This window comes from Burkholderia sp. MS389 (assembly GCF_016899425.1).
In the GTDB taxonomy this organism is placed as follows: domain Bacteria; phylum Pseudomonadota; class Gammaproteobacteria; order Burkholderiales; family Burkholderiaceae; genus Burkholderia; species Burkholderia sola.
In genome coordinates this window covers 1,288,141-1,306,771 of sequence record NZ_CP045995.1, presented here as the reverse complement: position 1 = coordinate 1,306,771, position 18,631 = coordinate 1,288,141, and the positions used below count along the sequence as shown (strand labels likewise).

8 protein-coding genes are annotated in these 18,631 nt (G+C 71.7%); all 8 read left to right on the top strand.

Annotated features, from left to right (window positions below; genetic code table 11):
• Positions 1 to 116 precede the first annotated feature (116 nt).
• The 8 genes from GJG85_RS22240 (at position 117) to GJG85_RS22205 (ending at position 18,609) form a co-directional block, all read left to right on the top strand.
• A complete protein-coding gene (locus tag GJG85_RS22240; protein ID WP_089489609.1) occupies positions 117 to 4,490 on the top strand; it encodes a non-ribosomal peptide synthetase in 4,374 nt (1,457 codons plus the stop codon).
• Complete coding sequence (locus tag GJG85_RS22235) at positions 4,487 to 9,964, top strand: non-ribosomal peptide synthetase (protein WP_204384417.1); 5,478 nt, start codon at positions 4,487 to 4,489, stop codon at positions 9,962 to 9,964. Before GJG85_RS22240 ends, GJG85_RS22235 begins: the two co-directional genes overlap by 4 nt.
• Positions 9,961 to 11,013 carry a Gfo/Idh/MocA family oxidoreductase gene (locus GJG85_RS22230; RefSeq protein WP_050012364.1) on the top strand — a complete coding sequence of 351 codons (1,053 nt, stop codon included), beginning with the start codon at positions 9,961 to 9,963 and terminating at the stop codon, positions 11,011 to 11,013. The genes GJG85_RS22235 and GJG85_RS22230 overlap by 4 nt, the downstream gene beginning before the upstream one ends.
• A complete protein-coding gene (locus GJG85_RS22225; protein ID WP_204384416.1) occupies positions 11,010 to 12,734 on the top strand; it encodes an ABC transporter ATP-binding protein in 1,725 nt (574 codons plus the stop codon). Before GJG85_RS22230 ends, GJG85_RS22225 begins: the two co-directional genes overlap by 4 nt.
• A complete protein-coding gene (locus GJG85_RS22220; RefSeq protein WP_204384414.1) occupies positions 12,731 to 14,503 on the top strand; it encodes an ABC transporter ATP-binding protein in 1,773 nt (590 codons plus the stop codon). The genes GJG85_RS22225 and GJG85_RS22220 overlap by 4 nt, the downstream gene beginning before the upstream one ends.
• A gap of 113 nt (positions 14,504 to 14,616) precedes the next feature.
• On the top strand, positions 14,617 to 16,833 hold the full coding sequence (locus tag GJG85_RS22215; protein ID WP_089489604.1) for a TonB-dependent siderophore receptor: 2,217 nt from the start codon (positions 14,617 to 14,619) through the stop codon (positions 16,831 to 16,833).
• The gene (locus tag GJG85_RS22210; protein WP_050012368.1) at positions 16,833 to 17,096 is read left to right on the top strand and encodes a hypothetical protein; all 264 of its coding nucleotides are present in this window, start codon (positions 16,833 to 16,835) and stop codon (positions 17,094 to 17,096) included. The genes GJG85_RS22215 and GJG85_RS22210 overlap by 1 nt, the downstream gene beginning before the upstream one ends.
• Before the next feature lies 1 nt (position 17,097).
• The gene (locus GJG85_RS22205; protein ID WP_050012369.1) at positions 17,098 to 18,609 is read left to right on the top strand and encodes a PepSY-associated TM helix domain-containing protein; all 1,512 of its coding nucleotides are present in this window, start codon (positions 17,098 to 17,100) and stop codon (positions 18,607 to 18,609) included.
• Positions 18,610 to 18,631 lie beyond the last annotated feature (22 nt).

Here is an 18,631-nt window from a genome sequence, read left to right as displayed (position 1 = left end):
GACCGGCAGCCTAAAGGAATCGACCGGGCTCATGGGTGTTAATGAGATAGATTCTCATTCACGGGTGGCCGCCGCCGCGCGGACCCGCCGTCGAACGACCCATACAAGGCGTGCCCATGAGCCAGACCGTTGTCGATTCCATTACCGACCATTCCGATCCTTCCTGTTGTGCTCCCCCTGACTTTCGCGCACGGCTCGTCGCACTGATCGCCGAGCTGCTCGACGAATCCGTCGACGAGATCGCGTCGCTCGACGACGACGAGGACCTGCTGAGTTGCGGCCTCGATTCGATCCGGCTGATGTATCTGCAAACGCGCGTGAACCGGCTCGGCCACGCGCTGACGTTCGACGCGCTCGCACGCACGCCGACGCTCGGTGCGTGGACTGCGTTGCTTACGAACGCGCCGCGTATCGCGCGGGCGGAAGCCGCCGCTGCTTCCGAAGCAGTCGACGTGCATGCGCCGTTCGAGTTGTCCGCGGTGCAGCAGGCGTACTGGCTCGGCCGCGGCGACGGCGAGGTGCTCGGCAACGTGAGCTGCCACGCGTTCCTCGAATTCCGCAGCCGCGCGATCGATCCCGTTCGTCTCGACATCGCGTGCCGGCGCGTGCGCGAGCGTCATCCGATGCTGCGCGCGCGTTTCGACGGCGGCCGCCAGCAGATCCTCGCCGAGTCGGACGCACCGGTGTTCGCGCACGCCGACTGGCGCGACCGGACGGCGGCCGATGCGGAAACCGAATGGGCGTCGCTGCGCGCGTTCCGCTCGCACGAATGTCTGGACGTCGAGCACGCGCAAGTGTTCATGATCGGGCTCGTGCAGATGCCCGGCGGCGAGGATCGCGTGTGGCTCAGCGTCGACCTGCTCGCGGCCGATGTCGACAGCGTGCGGCTGCTGATGCACGAGATCGGCGTCGCGTATGCCGAGCCGTCGGCGCTGCCCGCTGCGCCGTCGACGTGGTTCCCGGCCTGGCTCGCGCGTCGCGCGGCCGAAACGCGCGATGCGCGGGCCGCGGCGCGCGACGCATGGCACGCGCGGCTCGCGACGCTGCCGGAAGGGCCGGCGCTGCCGCTCGCCCGTGCGCCGGACACGATTCGCGCGCCGCGTTTCAGCCGCGTCTCGCATACGCTGAGCACGGACGAGCTCGCGCGTCTGCAGGCGCGCGCCGCGCAGCATGGCGTCACGCTGTCGTCGGTGTTCGGCGCGGCGTTCGCGGCCGTGCTCGCGCGCTGGAGCGGCCGGCACGCATTCCTGCTCAACGTGCCGCTGTTCGACCGGCACGGCGATGCGCCCGATCTGGGCCGCGTGATCGCCGATTTCACGACGCTGTTGCTCGTCGAATGCGACGTGCACGCCGATGCGAGCACGGCCGACGCGGTGCGCGCGTTCCAGCAGCGGCTGCACGGTGCGATCGCGCACGCCGCGTATCCGGCGCTCGACGTGCTGCGCGATGCGCGTCGGCACGGCACGCCGCGCGCGGCGCCGATCGTGTTTTCGTGCAATCTCGGCGACGAATCGTTCGTGCCCGATGCGTTCGCGCGGGTGTTCGGCGATCTGCACGACATGATTTCGCAGACGCCGCAGGTGTGGCTCGACCATCAGCTCTATCGCGTGCCGGGCGGCGCGCTGCTCGCGTGGGACAGCGTCGACGGCCTGTTCCCGGACGGGATGATCGACGCGATGTTCGGCGCGTATGTGGCGTTCGTGCAGGCGCTGTGCGATCGCGACTGGCGGCTGCCGATCGCGGTCGGGCTGCCGTCCGCGCAGCGGCGCGTGCGCGATGCGCTCAACGCGTTGCCGGCCCCTGGCCGCGTGCGCACGCTGCATCACGATTTCTTCGCGCTGGCCGCACGCGAGCCGGCTGCCGTCGCAGTGCGATGCGGCGACCGCACGATGACGCGCGGCGAACTGGCCGCGCAGGCGCTCGCGATCGCGGGCGGGTTGCGGGTGGCCGGGATCGGCCACGGCGATGCGGTCGAGATCAGCCTGCCGCGCGGGCCCGCGCAGGTCGCGGCCGTGTTCGGCGTGCTGGCGGCCGGCGCGTGCTACGTGCCGCTCGACATCGCGCAGCCGGTCGCGCGCAAGGCGTTGATCGAGCGTGCGGCGGGCGTGAAGGCCGTGATCGGCGACACCGCGTGCGCGGACGGGCCGCTGCCGCACGTCGGCGTCGCCGCGCTGCTGCGACATGCGCCGCTGGCCGCGCCGCTTGCAGTCGCGCCGCAGGCGACGGCCTACGTGATCTACACGTCCGGGTCGACGGGCGTGCCGAAGGGTGTCGAGATGACGCACGCGGCGGCGCTCAACACGATCGACGCGATCGATGCGCTGCTCGGCGTGCGCGCGGACGATCGGCTGCTCGCGGTGTCGGCGCTCGATTTCGATCTGTCGGTGTACGACCTGTTCGGCGCGCTGGGCGCCGGCGCGGAACTCGTGCTGCCGACGCAGGACGAAGCGCGCGATGCGGCGCGCTGGATCGACCTGATCGCGCAGCACCGCGTGACGCTGTGGAACTCGGCGCCCGCGCTGCTGGAAATGGCGCTCGCCGTGCCGGCGCCGCGCGACGCGTGCCGCAGCGTGCGCGCGGCGCTGCTGTCCGGCGACTGGATCGCGCTCGACCTGCCGGCGCGCCTGCGCGAGCGCTGCGGCGACGCGTGTGCGTTCCACGCGCTCGGCGGCGCGACCGAGGCCGGCATCTGGTCGAACGTGCAGACGGTGCGCGACGTGCCGCCGCACTGGCGTTCGATTCCGTATGGGCGGCCGTTGCCGGGGCAGGCGTATCGCGTCGTCGATGCCGACGGGCGCGATGCGCCCGATTACGTGCCGGGCGAATTGCTGATCGGCGGCGACAGTCTTGCGCGCGGCTACCGGAACGATCCCGAGCTGACCGCGCAGCGTTTCGTGCAGCACGCGTCGGGCCGCTGGTATCGCACCGGTGACCGCGGCCGCTACTGGCCGGACGGGACGCTCGAATTCCTCGGGCGCGAGGATCGGCAAGTGAAGGTGCGCGGGCACCGGATCGAACTCGGCGAGATCGAGGCGGCGCTGGCCGCGCATCCGCGGATCGACGGCGCGTGCGCGAGCGTCGTCCACGGCGAGGCCGCGCGCATCGTCGCGGCGTTCGTGCCGGCCGATTGCGCAGCATCGGACCCCGCGCCGTCGTCGCTCGCGGAAGCCGGCACGGCCGACACGATGCCGGCGGAAGCGGCCGTCGCGCATGCCGTTGCCGGCCGGTTGCGCGACGGCGACGCGGGCTTGCCGCCGTCGCTGCGTGCGCACTGGCGCGCGAAGGGCGACGCATCGATTGCCATCGACGATGCGCTCGATCGACTCGACTGGCAGGCCCCCGATCTCGACGACCTGACGGCAGCGCTGCGCGCGCTCGCCGCCGAGCCCGACACCGCCGCGCAGCGCGTGCCGCTGGACCCGTGCGTGGCGCCGCTCGCGTTCGCGACGCGTTTGCCCGACGGCGCGCGCGCACTGCACGAATTTGCGGGCGCGCTGGACGCACAGGCCGCGGCAAACGAACGCGCATTGCGCGTCGCGGTGCTCGACGTCCGCGCTGGGCAGCCGCTCGATGCCGGGCTCGGCGTGCTTGACGATCCACGCTTCGACGTGACGCTGTTCGACGTGTCGCCGGGCCTGCTGCACACCGCCCGGGCCCGCTTCGCCCGAACGATGCCGGCGCTTCAGCCGATGCAGGACGGCTTGCTGCCCGCACGCCATCTCGGCGCATTCGATTGCGTGATCAGTTTCGCGGCCGCGCATCTGCGCGACGATCCGCGCGACACGTTCCGGATCGCGGCTGCGCTGCTTGCGCCCGACGGCCGCCTGCTGCTCGCCGACGTGCTGCGCGATTCGCCGCTGCGCGAACTCGTCGCGAGCGTCGCGGGCGATGCGTCGCCGCCGCGGCCGTTCGCCGGCGATGCGCTCGCGGCAGCCGCCCACGCCTGCGGTTTCGCGCTCGATGCGCGGAGCTGGCGCTCGGCGGCGTTCGTCTGCATCGCGGCGCGCCGGGTCGGCGAGCCGATCGCACCGGCGGCCCTGGCCGACTGGCTGCGCGACCGGTTGCCCGACGCAATGCGCCCCGATGCGCTGTGGTGCGTGCCTCGCTGGCCGCTCAACGCGAACGGCAAGATCGACCGCCGCGCAGTCGGGGATGCGCTCGCGCGCGCACTCGGCGACGCACCGGCCGCGCACGACGCGTTCGTGCCGACCGACGAACGGCACGCGATATTGCTGGCCTGCTGGGAACAGGCGCTCGGCCGCGCGGCGAACGCGCGCGACGCGACGTTCTTCGCGCTCGGCGGCGACAGCCTGCTCGCGACGCGCCTGCTTGCGCAACTGCGCGAGCGGCTCGGCGTGCGGATCGGGATGGCCGCGTTCTACCGGCAGCCGACGCTGGCCGGTCTCGCGGCGCAGCTCGACGAACTGACGTCGGCGGTGCCCGCCGACAGCGACGCATCGGTCGCGACGATCGAGGAGGGCGTGCTGTGAGCTTCGACGACGTGCTCGATCTCTGCCGCGAACGGCAGATCGAACTATGGTGCGACGACGGCGGCCAGTTGCGCTATCGCGCACCGGCCGGCGCGCTCGATGCGGATCTCGCCGCGCGCATCAAGGCCGAACGCGACGCGTTCGTCCGCTTCCTTCAGGACGGCGCATGGCGCAGCGATCCGGCGCGCCAGTACGAACGGTTCGCCCTGACGCCGGTGCAGGCCGCGTATGTGCTGGGCCGCCACGCATCGTTCGAGTTCGGCGGCAGCGCATGCCATCTATACGTCGAATACGACGAACCGAAGGATCTCGACTGCGTGCGCTTCGAAGCCGCTTGGAATGCATGCGTCGCGCGCCATCCGATGCTGCGCGCGATCGTCGAGGACAACGCATGGCAGCGCGTGCTGCCCGACGTGCCGTGGCAGCCGCTCACCGTGCACGACCTGCGCGACGCCGACGCGAACGCATTCGACGCACACCTGAACCGCGTGCGCGAGCGCCTCGATCATGCGGTGCATGCACTCGACCGCTGGCCGGTGCTGCAGCCGGAAGTGAGCGTCGGGCCGGACGTCGCGGTGCTGCACCTGTCCGTGGATTTCACGCTGATCGACTACGCGAGCCTGCAATTGCTGCTCGCCGAATGGCGGCGTCGTTACGACGATCCGCAATGGCGGCCCGCGCCGCTCGACGCGACGTTTCGCGACTATGTGATGCATGAAGCACAGGCCGGCACGCGGGCCGACCATGCGCGCGACAAGGCGTGGTGGCTCGCTCGCATCGACGCGCTGCCCGCGCGGCCCGATTTGCCGGTCGTGCCCGTGCTGCACACCGGCGCGCCGCCGCGCTTCACGCATCGGCATGCGCGGCTCGATCGCACGCAATGGGCCGCGCTGAGCGGCCATGCGAGCCGTTTCGGGCTGAGCGCGGCGAGCGTCGCGCTGGCCGCGTTCGCCGAGATCGTCGGCCGCTGGAGCCAGGCGCCGGCGTTCTGCCTGAACCTGACGGTGCTGAACCGTCCGCCCGTGCATCCGCGCATCGATGCGGTGCTCGGCGATTTCACCGCACTGAGTCTGCTCGCCGTCGATGCGACGCACGGGCGCGATTTCGTCGAGCGCGCCCGCACGATCGGCGCGCGGATGTTCGACGATCTCGACCATCGCGCGTTCACCGGCGTCGACGTGATGCGCGAACTCGCGCGGCGGCGCGGCAAGGAGGCGGCGCTGATGCCGGTGGTGTTCACGAGCGGGATCGGCAGCGTCGGGCGCCTGCTCGGCGAGCAGGCGACTCGCGCCGAACCGCCGCGCTACATGATCAGCCAGACGCCGCAGGTATGGCTCGACTGCCAGGTGACCGACCAGTTCGGCGGGCTGGAAATCGGCTGGGACGTACGCGACGACCTGTTTCCGGACGGCATGCCGGCCGCGATGTTCGATGCGTATGTCGCGCTGCTGGGCCGGCTGGCCGACGATGCCGCATGGTGGTCGCGTGCGGGCGACATCGTGCTGCCGTCCGCTGCGCCGGTCGCCGACGTGCATCCGGATGCGGATACGCATATCGCGGCCGGTTTCGCCGCGCAGGCGTTGCGCACGCCCGATGCGCCGGTCGTGATCGACGCACAGGGGGCGCGCACGTATCGCGACGTCGCGCAACACGCGGCGGCGCTGCGTACGGCGCTGGAGCACGCAGGCGTCGGCGTGGGCGACACCGTCGCGGTGCTGATGCCGAAGTGCGCGCACCAGCTCGCGGCCGTGCTCGCGATCGTTCAGACGGGCGCCGCGTACGTGCCGGTCGACAGCCGCCAGCCGGCGCTGCGGCAGCAGGCCATTCTGCGCAATGCGCGGGTACGTGCGGTCGTCAGCGTGCAGGCGCTCGCATTCGAACACGATGGTTGCATGCGCATCGATATCGATGCGTTGCCGATCGATCCGCAATGGCCGCCGCGCGCCGCGTGCGACGTCGCCCGCGATGCGTTGGCCTACGTGATCTACACGTCGGGTTCCACCGGCGAGCCGAAGGGCGTGATGCTGAGCCACGCGGCGGTGTGCAACACGCTCGCCGACATCAGCGCGCGGCATGCGGTCGGCCCGGGCGACGTGGTGCTGGGCCTGGCCGAACTGAGCTTCGACCTGTCCGTCTACGACTGCTTCGGTGCAACCGCGCGCGGCGCATGCATCGTGCTGCCCGATCCGGCGCGCGGCAACGATCCGTCGCACTGGGCCGAACTGATGGCGCGCCATCGCGTGACGCTATGGAACTCGGTGCCCGCGCAGGGGCAAATGCTGATCGACTACCTCGAAGGCGAACCGGCGCTCGACGTGCCGGGCCCGCGCCGCGTGCTGTGGTCGGGCGACTGGATTCCGGTGACGCTGCCGGCCCGCTGGTGGCGCCGCTGGCCCGACAGCGCGCTGTTCAGCCTGGGCGGCGCGACCGAAGCGTCGATCTGGTCGATCGAGCATCCGATCCGCCCCGAAGACACGCAGCTCGCGAGCATTCCGTACGGCCGCGCGCTGACAGGGCAGACGATGGAGGTGCTCGACGCACTCGGTCGGCCGTGCCCGCCCGGCGTGCGCGGCGAGATCCATATCGGCGGCGTCGGGCTCGCAACGGGCTATGCGAACGATCCCGTGCGGACGGCCGAACGCTTCATCCGTCATCCGGACGGGCGCAGGCTTTATCGCACCGGCGATCTCGGGCGCGTGCGCGCCGACGGCTCGCTCGAATTCCTCGGGCGGCAGGACGATCAGGTGAAGATCCGCGGCTACCGGATCGAACTGGCCGAGATCGACGCGGCGCTGACCGCGCATCCGCTCGTCGGCGCGGCCGCGACGATCGTGCTGGGCGACGGCGCGGAGCGCCGGCTCGCGAGCTTCGTGTCGCTGCAGGGCGCGGAAGCGCCGCCGTCGGCGCAGGACGATGCGCTGCATGACGTAGCGACGCAGGTGCGTGCGGCATTCGACGCCGCGCATTGGCCCACGCAGGCGGACGTGTCGCGTTCGGTCGCGCAGCTCGAAACGGCATGCGTGGCGTCGCTCGCCGCGTGGATCGTGCCGGCCGGCGGCTTGACGACGGACGGCTCGACCGGTTTCGCGACGCTGTGCGAGCGGCTGCGCGTGCCGGCGGCGCGACGGTATCTGCTGCGCCACTGGCTCGCGATGCTGGTCGCGCATCGCGTCCTGGATGCGGACGCCGAAGACGGTTGGCGCATGCGGCCTGACGCGCACATCGTCGACGCGCTTGCCTGCTGGGACGCATTCGCGCAACACGCGTCGCCCGAGCTGTGGCCGGCCGTGCTCGTCGACTACTTCCGCGATAGCGCCGGATGTCTCGACGCGCAGATCGACGGCAGCGTATCGCCGGCCGGCCTGATGTTCCCGGAAGGTGCTCCGCATATCGCCGAAGCGATGTACAGCGACGGCGAACATGCCCGCGCGCTGCATCGCGGGATGGCGCAGGCCGTGCGCGCGGTGATCGAGCGCGAGCCGCAGCGCGCGTGGCGCATCCTCGAGATCGGTGCGGGCACGGCCGCCGCGACGCGGGCGATCGTCGACGCGCTCGCGCCGCTGGTCGAAGCCGGGACGCGCATCGATTACCTGTTCAGCGACGTGTCGAGCTACTTCCTCGCGGCCGCGCGCGAGCGTTTCGCCGCGTATCCGTGGATGCGCTTCGTGCGCTTCGACATGAACGCGCGCTGCGACGCGCAGGGCATTGCGCCGCATTCGGTCGACCTGACGATCAGCTCCGGCGCGCTGAACAATGCGCGCGATACGGTCGCGCTGATCGCCGGATTGCGCGCGCTATCGGCCGCCGATGCGTGGTGGGTGATCCAGGAGCTGACGGCCGAGCATCCGGAAATCAGCATCAGTCAGGCGCTGATGATGGAGACGCCGGACGACGCGCGGGCCGCATCGGCACGGTTGTTCGTGCCGCACGCGCAGTGGCTCGACTGGCTGCAGGCGGAAGCGGGCGATCGCGCGCTCGGGTGCGTCGCGCCCGACACGCCGCTCGCCGCGCTCGGCTACGACATCCTGCTGGCCCACGTGAAGCGCGGCGCGGCGCGCATCGCGCCGGATGCGCTGCTGGCGTTCGTCGCCGAGCGCGTGCCGGGCTACATGGTGCCGTCGCAACTGCGCGTGCTCGAACGTTTGCCGGTGACCGCGAACGGCAAGATCGACCGCCGTATGCTGGCTGGCATCGCCGATATCCGCGAGCCGGCGCCGCCGGTGGTCCGACCGGTGGCGACGCCGGCCGCCGATCCGCTGCTGGCGAGGCTGATCGGCTTGTGGGAAACCGTGCTCGATACGCGCGACGTCTCGCCGGATCAGGACTTCTTCGCCGCGGGCGGCGATTCGCTGTTGATCGCGCAGCTCGTGTCGCGGCTGCGCGGCGAGGAACCGCTCGCACATGCACATCCGTTCGACCGGCTGCTGCGCTGGGTGCTCGCGCAGCCGACGCCGGCCGCGTTCGCGCAATGCCTGCGCGACGCAGGCGAACAGCCGGCGAGCGCGCCGCCGACGGCCGCGCCGGCCGCGTTGCGCACACCGCGTGCATCGACGGTCGTCCACGCGCCGGCGCCGCGCGTGCGCGCCGGCGTGCGGCCGATTCCGCTCGCGCCGGGCGACGGCGTGCCGCGCGTGATCGTGCACGAAGGGCTCGGCACCGTGCATGCGTATCGTCCGGTGCTTCCCGCGCTCGCGCGGCTCGGCCCGGTGCTCGGCTTCGCGGTGCGCGACGCGCAGGACTATCTCGACCTGCCGGCGCGGCACCTGAACGCGACGCTCGGCCGGCGTTATGCGGAGGCGCTGTGGCGCAGCGGCGCGCGCGAGGTCGACGTGCTCGGCTATTGCTCGGGCGGGCTGGTCGCGCTGGAAATGGCGAAGTCGCTGGTGCAGCTCGGCGTCGCGGTGCGCACGCTCGACATCGTGTCGAGCTACCGGATTCCTTACCTGATCGAGGACGAACGGCTCGTGCTGTTCAACTTCGCGGCGACGCTCGGACTGCCGCTCGACGCGCTCGGTTTTCCGGAGACGTACGTGCTGGCCGACGCGCTCGCCGACGCGTTGAAGGCGGCCCCCGCGCGGCTCGCGCCCGGCAGCTTGCAGGCGCAGCTCGAAATCTTCGGCGATCGCTGCGAGCCGCTCGACGTGCTGCGCGACCGTGTGTTGCGCGCGGCGGCCGGCCTGTCGATGCAGGACGCGCTCGCACATCCGCTGCTCGACGAGCGCGAGCGGCTCTACCGGCTCTTCATGCATTCGGTGCAGGCGTGCCATTGGGCCGGCGATGCGCCGTATGCGGGCGCGTTGCGGCTGTTCGTGCCGGAGCGCTGCAACCCGCTGATTCCGCAGCAGCGCGCGGCGCTCACCGACTACTGGACGGCGCAGGCGCTCGGCGGCATCACCGCCGTCGATATCCCCGGCGGTCATTTCGACTGCCTGAACGCCGCGTTCGTCGATACCCGCCTGAAGGAGGCACGATGAAGGTCCATCCGCTGCCGGTCGTCGTGGCCGGCTCCCGTTTCGGTCAGTTCTATGCGGCGGGCCTCGCGGCGTCCGGTTCGTATCGCGTCGCCGGCATCCTCGGGCAGGGCAGCGCGCGCACGGCGGCGTTGGCCGCGCGCGTCGGCGCGCCGGTGTTCGATTGCGTCGACGCGTTGCCGGACGACGTACGCGTCGCCTGCGTCGCCGTCGGCGGCGCGGCGCGTGGCGAGCAGGGCGCAGCGCTCGCGTGCCGGCTGCTCGAACGCGGGATCGACGTCGTGATCGAGCATCCGCTGCTGCCCGACGAATGGGACAGCGTGTTGCGCACCGCGTCGCGCGAGGGGCGCCGTTGCCTGCTCAACAGCTTCTATCCGAACCTGCCGGTCGTCGCGCGCTTCATCGCGGTCGCGCGACGGCTGCGCGAGACGAGCGCGCCGGTGCATGCGGATGTCGTGTGTTCGGTGCAGGCGAGCTACGCGGCGCTCGACGTGCTCGCGGCCGCGTTGCAGGGCGTCGGGCCGTGGTCGGTCGAACCGATCGGGCCGGCGCTGTCGTCGATGCGCGAATGCGCGATGGTGCTCGCCGAAACGCCGGTGTCGCTGCGCGTGCACAACGAGATGGCGGCGGCCGACGACGGCCGGATGAGCCTGCTGTTCGGCATCACGCTGACGACCGACGCCGGCACGTGGACGCTCGCGTCGCCGCACGGCCCGCTGTGGTGGGCGCCCGCGCTGCGCGAGCCGGCGATGGATGAAAACGGCCTGTTCCCGATTTTCGGCGAGCCGGCCGGCGATGCCATGCCGAGCATCCAGATCTGCGACGACGCACAGGACACGTGGGGCGACATTCATGCGCGCTGCTGGCCGCAGGCGGCCGTGCGCGCGGTCGACCGGCTCGTGGCCGGCGACGGGCTGCACGCGTGCAACCAGCGCAGCATCGACGTGGCGCGCGTCTGGCAGCAGTTGACCGCGCAGCTCGGTTTTCCGGAGCAGCCGCCGGGCGATGCGCGCGCCGCGACGCTCGGCATGCTGCTGGAGCTTGCCGCATGAAGGGGGCGTTGTTTGCAATGTTGCGGCCGTTCGCGGTGCCGCTCGTCACGGCGGTGGCGTTGCAGGCGTTGGCCGGCGTCGCGTCGCTCGTGCCCTGGCTTGCGCTCGCGCATCTCGCCGACGCATGGCGCGCGACGGCGCAGCTCGACGCGGCGGCGCGCGGCTGGCTCGTCGCGGCCGCGGCGGCCGGCGCGTGCTGGCTGGGCGGCCAGACGGTCGCGCTGCACCTGACGCACCGCGTCGACGCCGATCTCGGCGACCGCTTGCGCAAGCGCCTCGCCGATCATCTGCAGCGTTTGCCGCTCGGCTGGTTCGCGCGCGCGGGCAGCGACCGCGTCGCGCGCCATGTCGACCAGGACGTGCGCGCGCTGCACCAGCTCGTCGCGCATGCACCGGCCGATCTCACGCAGCTCGTCGTGGTGCCGTGCGCGGCGCTCGCGTGCCTGCTTTACCTGAATCCGGCGCTGCTCGCGTTCGCGCTCGTGCCGCTCGTCGCCGGTGCGGCGCTGTTCCGCTGGATGCGGTCGGCCCGATTCGCGCCGGCCTTCGCGGCGCGCAACGCGGCGCTCGAACGGCTGATGGGCGACTACGCGCAGCTCGCGCAGAATCCGGCGCTCGTGCGGCAATATCCGGGCGCCGGCATCGAGGCGGCCGCGCTGGCGTCGGCCGGGAATTTCTCGCACGCGTTCTCGGCGTGGGTCGGCCGCATCGGCGGCCTCGGCGCCTGCACGCAGGTGCTGCTCGGCACGCCGTTCCTGCTCGCGTGGGTCGTGTCCGGCGCGACGTGGCTGACGGCCGGGCAGTTGCCGGTCGGCACGCTGTGCGCGTTCGCGCTGCTGATCTGGGCGGTCGCGGCGCCGGTGCGCGCGCTCGGTCACGGCGCCGATGCGTTGCGCGAGGCACGCGCGGCCGCCGCGCGGCTCGATGCGTTGCTCGCGCAGCCGGGCTTGCAGGAACCCGTCGACGGCGCGGCACAGGCACCGCGCGATGCATCGATCGAACTGCGCGGCGTGCAGGTCGACATCGACGGCGAGCCGATCCTGCGCGACATCGACGCGACGATCGCGGCCGGCACGACCACCGCGATCGTCGGGCCGTCGGGCGCGGGCAAGAGCACGCTGCTGATGCTGCTCGCGCGCTTCATGGATCCGGATCGCGGCACGGTGCGGCTCGGCGGCGCCGATCTGCGGCTGCTCGCGTCGGCAACGCGCCGCGAACAGATCGCGATGGTGTTCCAGCAGGCGACCGCGCTCGACGATGTGTCGATTGCCGCGAACATCGCGCTGTACCGCCCCGATGCCGATCGCGACGCGATTTGCGCCGCCGCGCGCGCGGCCTGTCTCGACGCACGCATCGACGCATTGCCGGGCGGCTACGACTGCGTGTGCGGTCGCGACGTGCGGCTGTCCGGCGGCGAACTGCAGCGGCTGTCGATTGCACGTGCGCTGCTGTCGCGCGCGCCGGTGCTGCTGCTCGACGAACCGGCGTCGGCGCTCGATCCGCAAACCGGGCGCGCATTGCGCAACGCATTGCGCGCCGACATGCGAACGCGCGTGATCGTCAGTCACGATCTCGACGCGATCCGGCATGCGGACCAGATTCTCGTGATGGCACGCGGCCGCATCGTCGAGCGCGGCACGCATGCGGCGCTGCTGGCCGCGCACGGGCTGTATGCGCGGCTCTGGCACGAACGCGACGCAGCAGGCGGGGAGGCCGCATGATGACGCAATCGCTCAAACTCAAACGTTTGCAGTGCCTGCCGCGCGAAACGCGCCGCGCGCTATGGCGCGGCGTGAGTTGGGCCGTGGCCGCCGCGTTGCTTGACGGCGCGTGCGGGCTGCTGCTCGTGCCGCTGATCCGCGCCTGGTTCGCCGGCGCGCAGGCTGCCGCGCTGCACTGGACGGCCGTGCTAGGCGCGCTGACGCTGGGCCATGCGCTCGTGCTTTACGTCGCGCAACTTCGCGGTTATCGCGCGGGCGGTGCGCTGGCCGTCGGTCTCGTCGAACGCCTCGTGCAATACCTGCCGCGCATCGCATCGTGGCAGGCCTTGCGCGACAGTCATCCGGCCGGGTTGCTGCGCGGGCCGGTGATGCGGGCGATGGGCATTCCCGCGCACCTGCTCGGCCCGTTGATCGGCGCGGTCGTCACGCCGCTCGCGGTGGTCGCGGGGCTCGCATGGATCGACTGGCGCATCGCGTTGTGTCTCGCGGCGGCGGCCGTGCTGCTGTTCGCGCTGCTGGAGCGCGGCGGTGCGCGCACGCTCACGTTCGAACAGGCGCGCGCCGCCGGCGATCGCGACATGGCCGTGCAGCTTCAGACCTTCGCCGCGCATCAGGGGTTGCTGCGCTTCGCGGGCCGCGAAGGCGATGCGCGCGCGGCGCTGCAGCGCGCGTTCGACGAACAGCATCGTCGCACGCGGGCGCTGATGCGGCGCTCGCTGCCGATCGCGCTCGGGTTCGCGGGCGCGGTGCAGGGCGTGTTCGTCGCGATGCTGCTCGGCGGCGCATGGACGGTCGCGGCTGGCCGGCTCGACGCGGCGACGGCCGTGGCGGTACTCGTGCTGCTCGTGCGCTTCATCGAGCCGCTCGCGCAACTCACGCAGCTCGACCAGGCGTTGCGCGGCGGCTGGCGCGCGCTCGACACGGTGCTCGCCGTGCTGCACGCGCCGCGTTTCGACAGCCCCGAGCGCGGCACGCCGGTGCACGATGCGAGCGTCGACGCGGTACGCGTCGGCTATCGATCGGCCAGCGGCGCGACGCTGCTCGACGGGATCGACCTGCATTGCCCGGCGGGCGGCTTCGTCGCGATCGTCGGCCCCACGGGGGCGGGCAAGAGCACGCTGCTCGGCCTGCTCGCGCGACTCGACGATCCGTGCGCGGGGCGCGTGCTGCTCGGCCGTGCCGACGCGCGGCACCTGAGCGAGGCGACGCTTGCCGCGACGCGCAACCTCGTGTTCCAGGACAACGGGCTGTTTCGCGGCAGCCTCGCGTGGAACGTGCGGATGGGGCGACCCGACGCGACCGATGCCGAATTGCGCGCCGCGCTGGATGCCGTTGGTCTGCTGCACGACGCCGAGCGCCTGCCGGACGGCCTCGACACCGACGTGGGGCCGGGCGGCCAGTTGCTGTCGGGCGGGCAGCGCCAGCGGGCGTGCCTGGCGCGTGCGCTGCTGGCGCGGGCGCCGGTGCTGATGTTCGACGAACCGACCGCGAGCCTCGACGAGCTGAGCGCGCGGCGCGTGCGCGATGCCCTCGTCGCGCTGCGCGGGCAGCGCACGCGCATCGTCGTCACGCACCAGCCGGCGCTCGCGGCGGTCGCCGACACGATCGTCGTACTCGATGCGGGCCGTGTGCGGGCGACCGGCACGCATGCCCATCTGATCGAGACCGATGCGTGGTACGCGACGTTCGCTCGCGCCGGGCGGCCGCCCGACGGGGCGTTGCCCGCCGGCCGGGACGCGGAAACCCGGCCGGCCGAATCCGAGTACTGACGTGAACAATGCGGGCCGCCGTGCCCGGAATCGATAGGAAAAGCCCGTCGATCGAAAATTCGCCCGCCGATTCCAATTGATAATGAGAATGATTATCAAATACGGGGGCGGGAATGCGGTACGCGGTACGAGAACCAGAGAGATCGATGATGAGGGGCGCACGCGTCGTCCGTTTCGGGCGCTGGCGTCCGTCGCTGTATCTCGGCCTGCTGATTGCCGCGCATCCGGCGGCGGCGTTCGCCGATGCGGCGCGGGCGGGCGGCGCGGAAGTCCGGAAGGAAGAGGCGGCCGCCGCGCAGCCTGCCGAAGGCGAGTTGAAGGCGATTGCGGTGAATGCGTCGCGGGGTGTGGCCGACGATCCGTCGGTGGCGACGGTCGGCAAGATGCCGCTCGCGCTGCGCGAGATTCCGCAGTCGGTCAGCGTGACGACGCGCGAGCGGATCGACCAGCAGAACCTGTTCTCGCTCGACGAGGTGATGCAGCAGTCGGCCGGCGTGACCGTGCAGCCTTACGTGCTGCTCACCACCGCGTACTTCGTGCGCGGCTTCAAGGTCGATTCGTTCGAGTTCGACGGCGTGCCGGTCGTGATCGGCGACATGGCGAGCGCGCCGCAGGACATCTCGGTGTACGAACGCGTGGAAATCCTGCGCGGTGCGAACGGGCTGCTGCACGGCTCGGGCAATCCGGCCGCGACCGTCAACCTCGTGCGCAAGCGTCCGCAATACCAGTTCTCCGCGCATGCGACCGCAAGCGTGGGCAGCTGGGACCGCTATCGCGCGGAAGCCGACATCGGCGGCCCGCTCAATGCGGCCGGCACGGTGCGCAGCCGGCTCGTCGCCGCGTACGAGGATCGCCACTTCTTCTACGACCATGCGAAGCAGGACACGCGTTCGATCTACGGCGTCACGGAAGTCGACGTGACGCGCGACACGCTGCTCACGTTCGGCGCGCAGTACCAGACGACGTCGTCGGTGCCCGACATGTCCGGCGTGCCGATGGCGCGCGACGGATCGAGCCTCGGCCTGTCGCGCTCGACGTTCCTCGACACCGCGTGGGGCCGTTTCAACTGGGATACGACGCGCGCGTTCGCATCGGTCGAGCAGAAGCTCGGCGCCGGCTGGAAGGCGAAGGTCAGCGGCGAATACCAGAGCGTGCGCTCGGACCTGAAGTACGCGGGTTCGTTCGGCGCGATCGATCCGGCGACGGGCGCCGGCGGCCGACTGACCGGCGCCGCGTATCAGTTCAGCAGCTACAGCCGCAGCGTCGATGCGAACGTGCAGGGTCCGGTGCATGCGTTCGGGCTCACGCACGACCTGCTGTTCGGTCTCACCTACGCGAACAGCAGCAGCGGACAGCTGACCGCGCCGCTGCTCGGCGACGTGGCCGGCACGCCGGTGAACGTGTACCGCTGGAACCCGAGCAGCGTGCCCGAGCCCGGCGTCGGGCCGTACCAGCAGTCGCAGCAGAACGACATTTCGCAGAAGGGCGTATACGGGCTCGGCCGCATCAAGCTTGCGGAGCCGCTGACGCTCGTGCTCGGCGGCCGGATGAGCTGGTGGAACCAGGACAGCCTCGGCGCGCACTACAACACCGGCCACCAGTTCACGCCGTACGGCGGGCTGATCTGGGATTTCGCGCGCGACTGGTCGTGGTACGCGAGCTATGCGGAGGTGTTCCAGCCGCAGACCAAGTCGATGTGGGGCGGCGGCATCCTGACGCCGGTGAAGGGGCGCACCTATGAAACCGGCGTGAAGGGCGAACTGGCGGGCGGCAAGCTGAACGTGTCGCTCGCGGCGTTTCGCATCGATCTCGACAACAACCCGCAGGTCGATCTCGCGCATCCGTGCGCGGGGCCGAACTGCTACTACGTGAACGGCGGCAGCGTGCGCAGCCAGGGCTTCGAGTTCGAGGCGAACGGCCGCATCACGCCGTGGTGGAGCGTGTGGGCGAGCTACACGTACGACACGATGCGTTATGCGGACAATCTCGCCAACGCGGGCACGTTCGCGCCGCTGCTGAACCCGCGCCACCTGTTCCGGCTGTGGACCAACTACGACCTGCCGTGGCAGGCGCGGCGCTGGAGCATCGGCGGCGGCGTGCAGGTGCAGAGCAGCTACTCGGCGCAGGCGAACGGCGTCACGATGACTCAGGGCGGCTACGCGCTCGCGAGCGTGCGGCTCGGCTACCGCTACGACAAGCACTGGAGCGCCGCGCTCAACGTCAACAACCTGTTCGACCGCCATTACTACCTGAGCCTGGGCCAGCCGGGCTGGAACAACCGTTACGGGGAACCGCGCAACGTGATGCTGACCGTGCGCGGCCAATTCTGATGGCGTCCGGCTGGGGTGCGCGAGCGGCGATCGCGATCGGCGGCGTGCTGCCGGGGGCGGTCGCGCTCGCGATCACGCTGGCCCGTCATTACCCGGCCGACGGCCTGAACCGGCTCTATGCGGCCGTGCTGCTGACGCTCGCGGCGAGTGTCGCCGCGCTGCTGTGGGTGCTCGTCGCGCCCGGCCGTCGGCAGGCCGCCTGGCGCGCGGGTGCGTGGCTCGCGGTGCTCGTGCCGTGCGCGATGTTGTGGGGAGGGCGCTGACATGGACGCATCGTCGCGTTCGCGCTGGCGCGCGCTGCATCGCGGCGCCGGCGCGCTGTTCGGCGTGGTGCTGTTCGTCGTGCTGTTCAGCGGCGCGTGGAGTCTCGCGTTCGATTCGATGCAGGGCTGGTGGCGGCCGCCGGCGCTCGCCGTCGCGCGACCGACGTTGCCGCTCGATGCGCTCGTCGCGCGTGCGGCGTCGCTCGGGGTCGCGTTGCGCGATGCGCGCATCGTGCTGCCGAGGCCGGACGATCCGGCCATCCGTTTCTGCGATGCGCGCCAGACCTGCACGCTCGCGCTCGATCCGGCGACCGGCGCGCCGCTGCCCGATGCCGCGCGGGCGACGTCGATCGTCACGCTGCACAAGACGTTGTTCGCCGGCTTCCCCGGGCGCATCTTCGTCAGCCTGTGGGGCATCGTGCTGCTCGTGCTCATCGTCGCGGGCGTCGTCGTGCATCGCAAGCGCTGGCCCGACGCAGCGCGCATCCGGCGCGGCCACGGCTTGCGCATCGCGCTGTTCGACCTGCACGCGTGGATCGGCCTGTGGGGTACGCCGTGGCTCGTGCTGTTCGCGTTCACCGGCGCGTTGTCGGGGCTCGGTGCGCTCGGCACGGTGGCGCTCGCGGGCGTCGCGTATCCGGGGCAACCGCAGCGTGCGTTCGCCGAACTGCTCGGCGGGTCGCTGCCCGTCGAGGCCGGCGGTCCGTGGCGGCATGCGCCCGATCTCGATGCACTGCTGCGGCGCGATGCGGCGCGCAGGCCGGATTTCCGGCCCGAAGCCGTCGCGTTGCAGCGCTGGGGCGACGTGAACGCGCGCGTCGAGATTGCCGGCACGACCGCGGGCCTGCCGAGCACGGCCGTGTTCGAACGCCACCTGTATCGCGCGGCGGACGGGCAATGGCTCGCCGATGCGACGTCGCGCGGCCGCGGCTTCTGGCTGCGCGCGTTCATCGCGGTGCAGCCGCTGCATTTCGCGCAATACGGCTGGGTTGGCGCGGCCGGCGGCGTGCTGCGCGTGCTGCATTTCCTGATGGGGCTCGCCGCCTGTGCGTTGTGCGCGACGGGGCTGCATCTGTGGATCGAGCGGCGGCGCGCGCAGCGCGATCGTGCGGCGGACCTGCTGGCCGCCGCCGCGGTCGGCGTGTGCGGCGGGCTCGTGCTCGCGGGCGGCGTGCTGCTGTTCGCCGGTCGTGCGTTGCCCGATGGCGTGCACGTCGACCATGCGCTCGCGCTGCTGTTCTGGGTCGTGTGGGGCGGCGCGATTGCGCTCGCCGCCTGTGTCGCCGATCGCGCGGCATGGCTGCGCGTGCTGATGCGTGCGGCCGGCGTCGCGTACGCGCTGGCCGGCGCGACCCATTGCGCGATCGCGCTGCTGGGCGCGGGCAGACCCGTGTACTGGCCGATCGACGCGGCGCTCGTCGCCTTCGGCGCGTTGCTGCTGCGGGCAGCGCGCCGTCCGCGGCGCGACGCGATGCTGGCCGCGCGCGTGCCGGCCTGCGCCGAACCTTTTTAACCTCATTCAACTGGAGACTTCG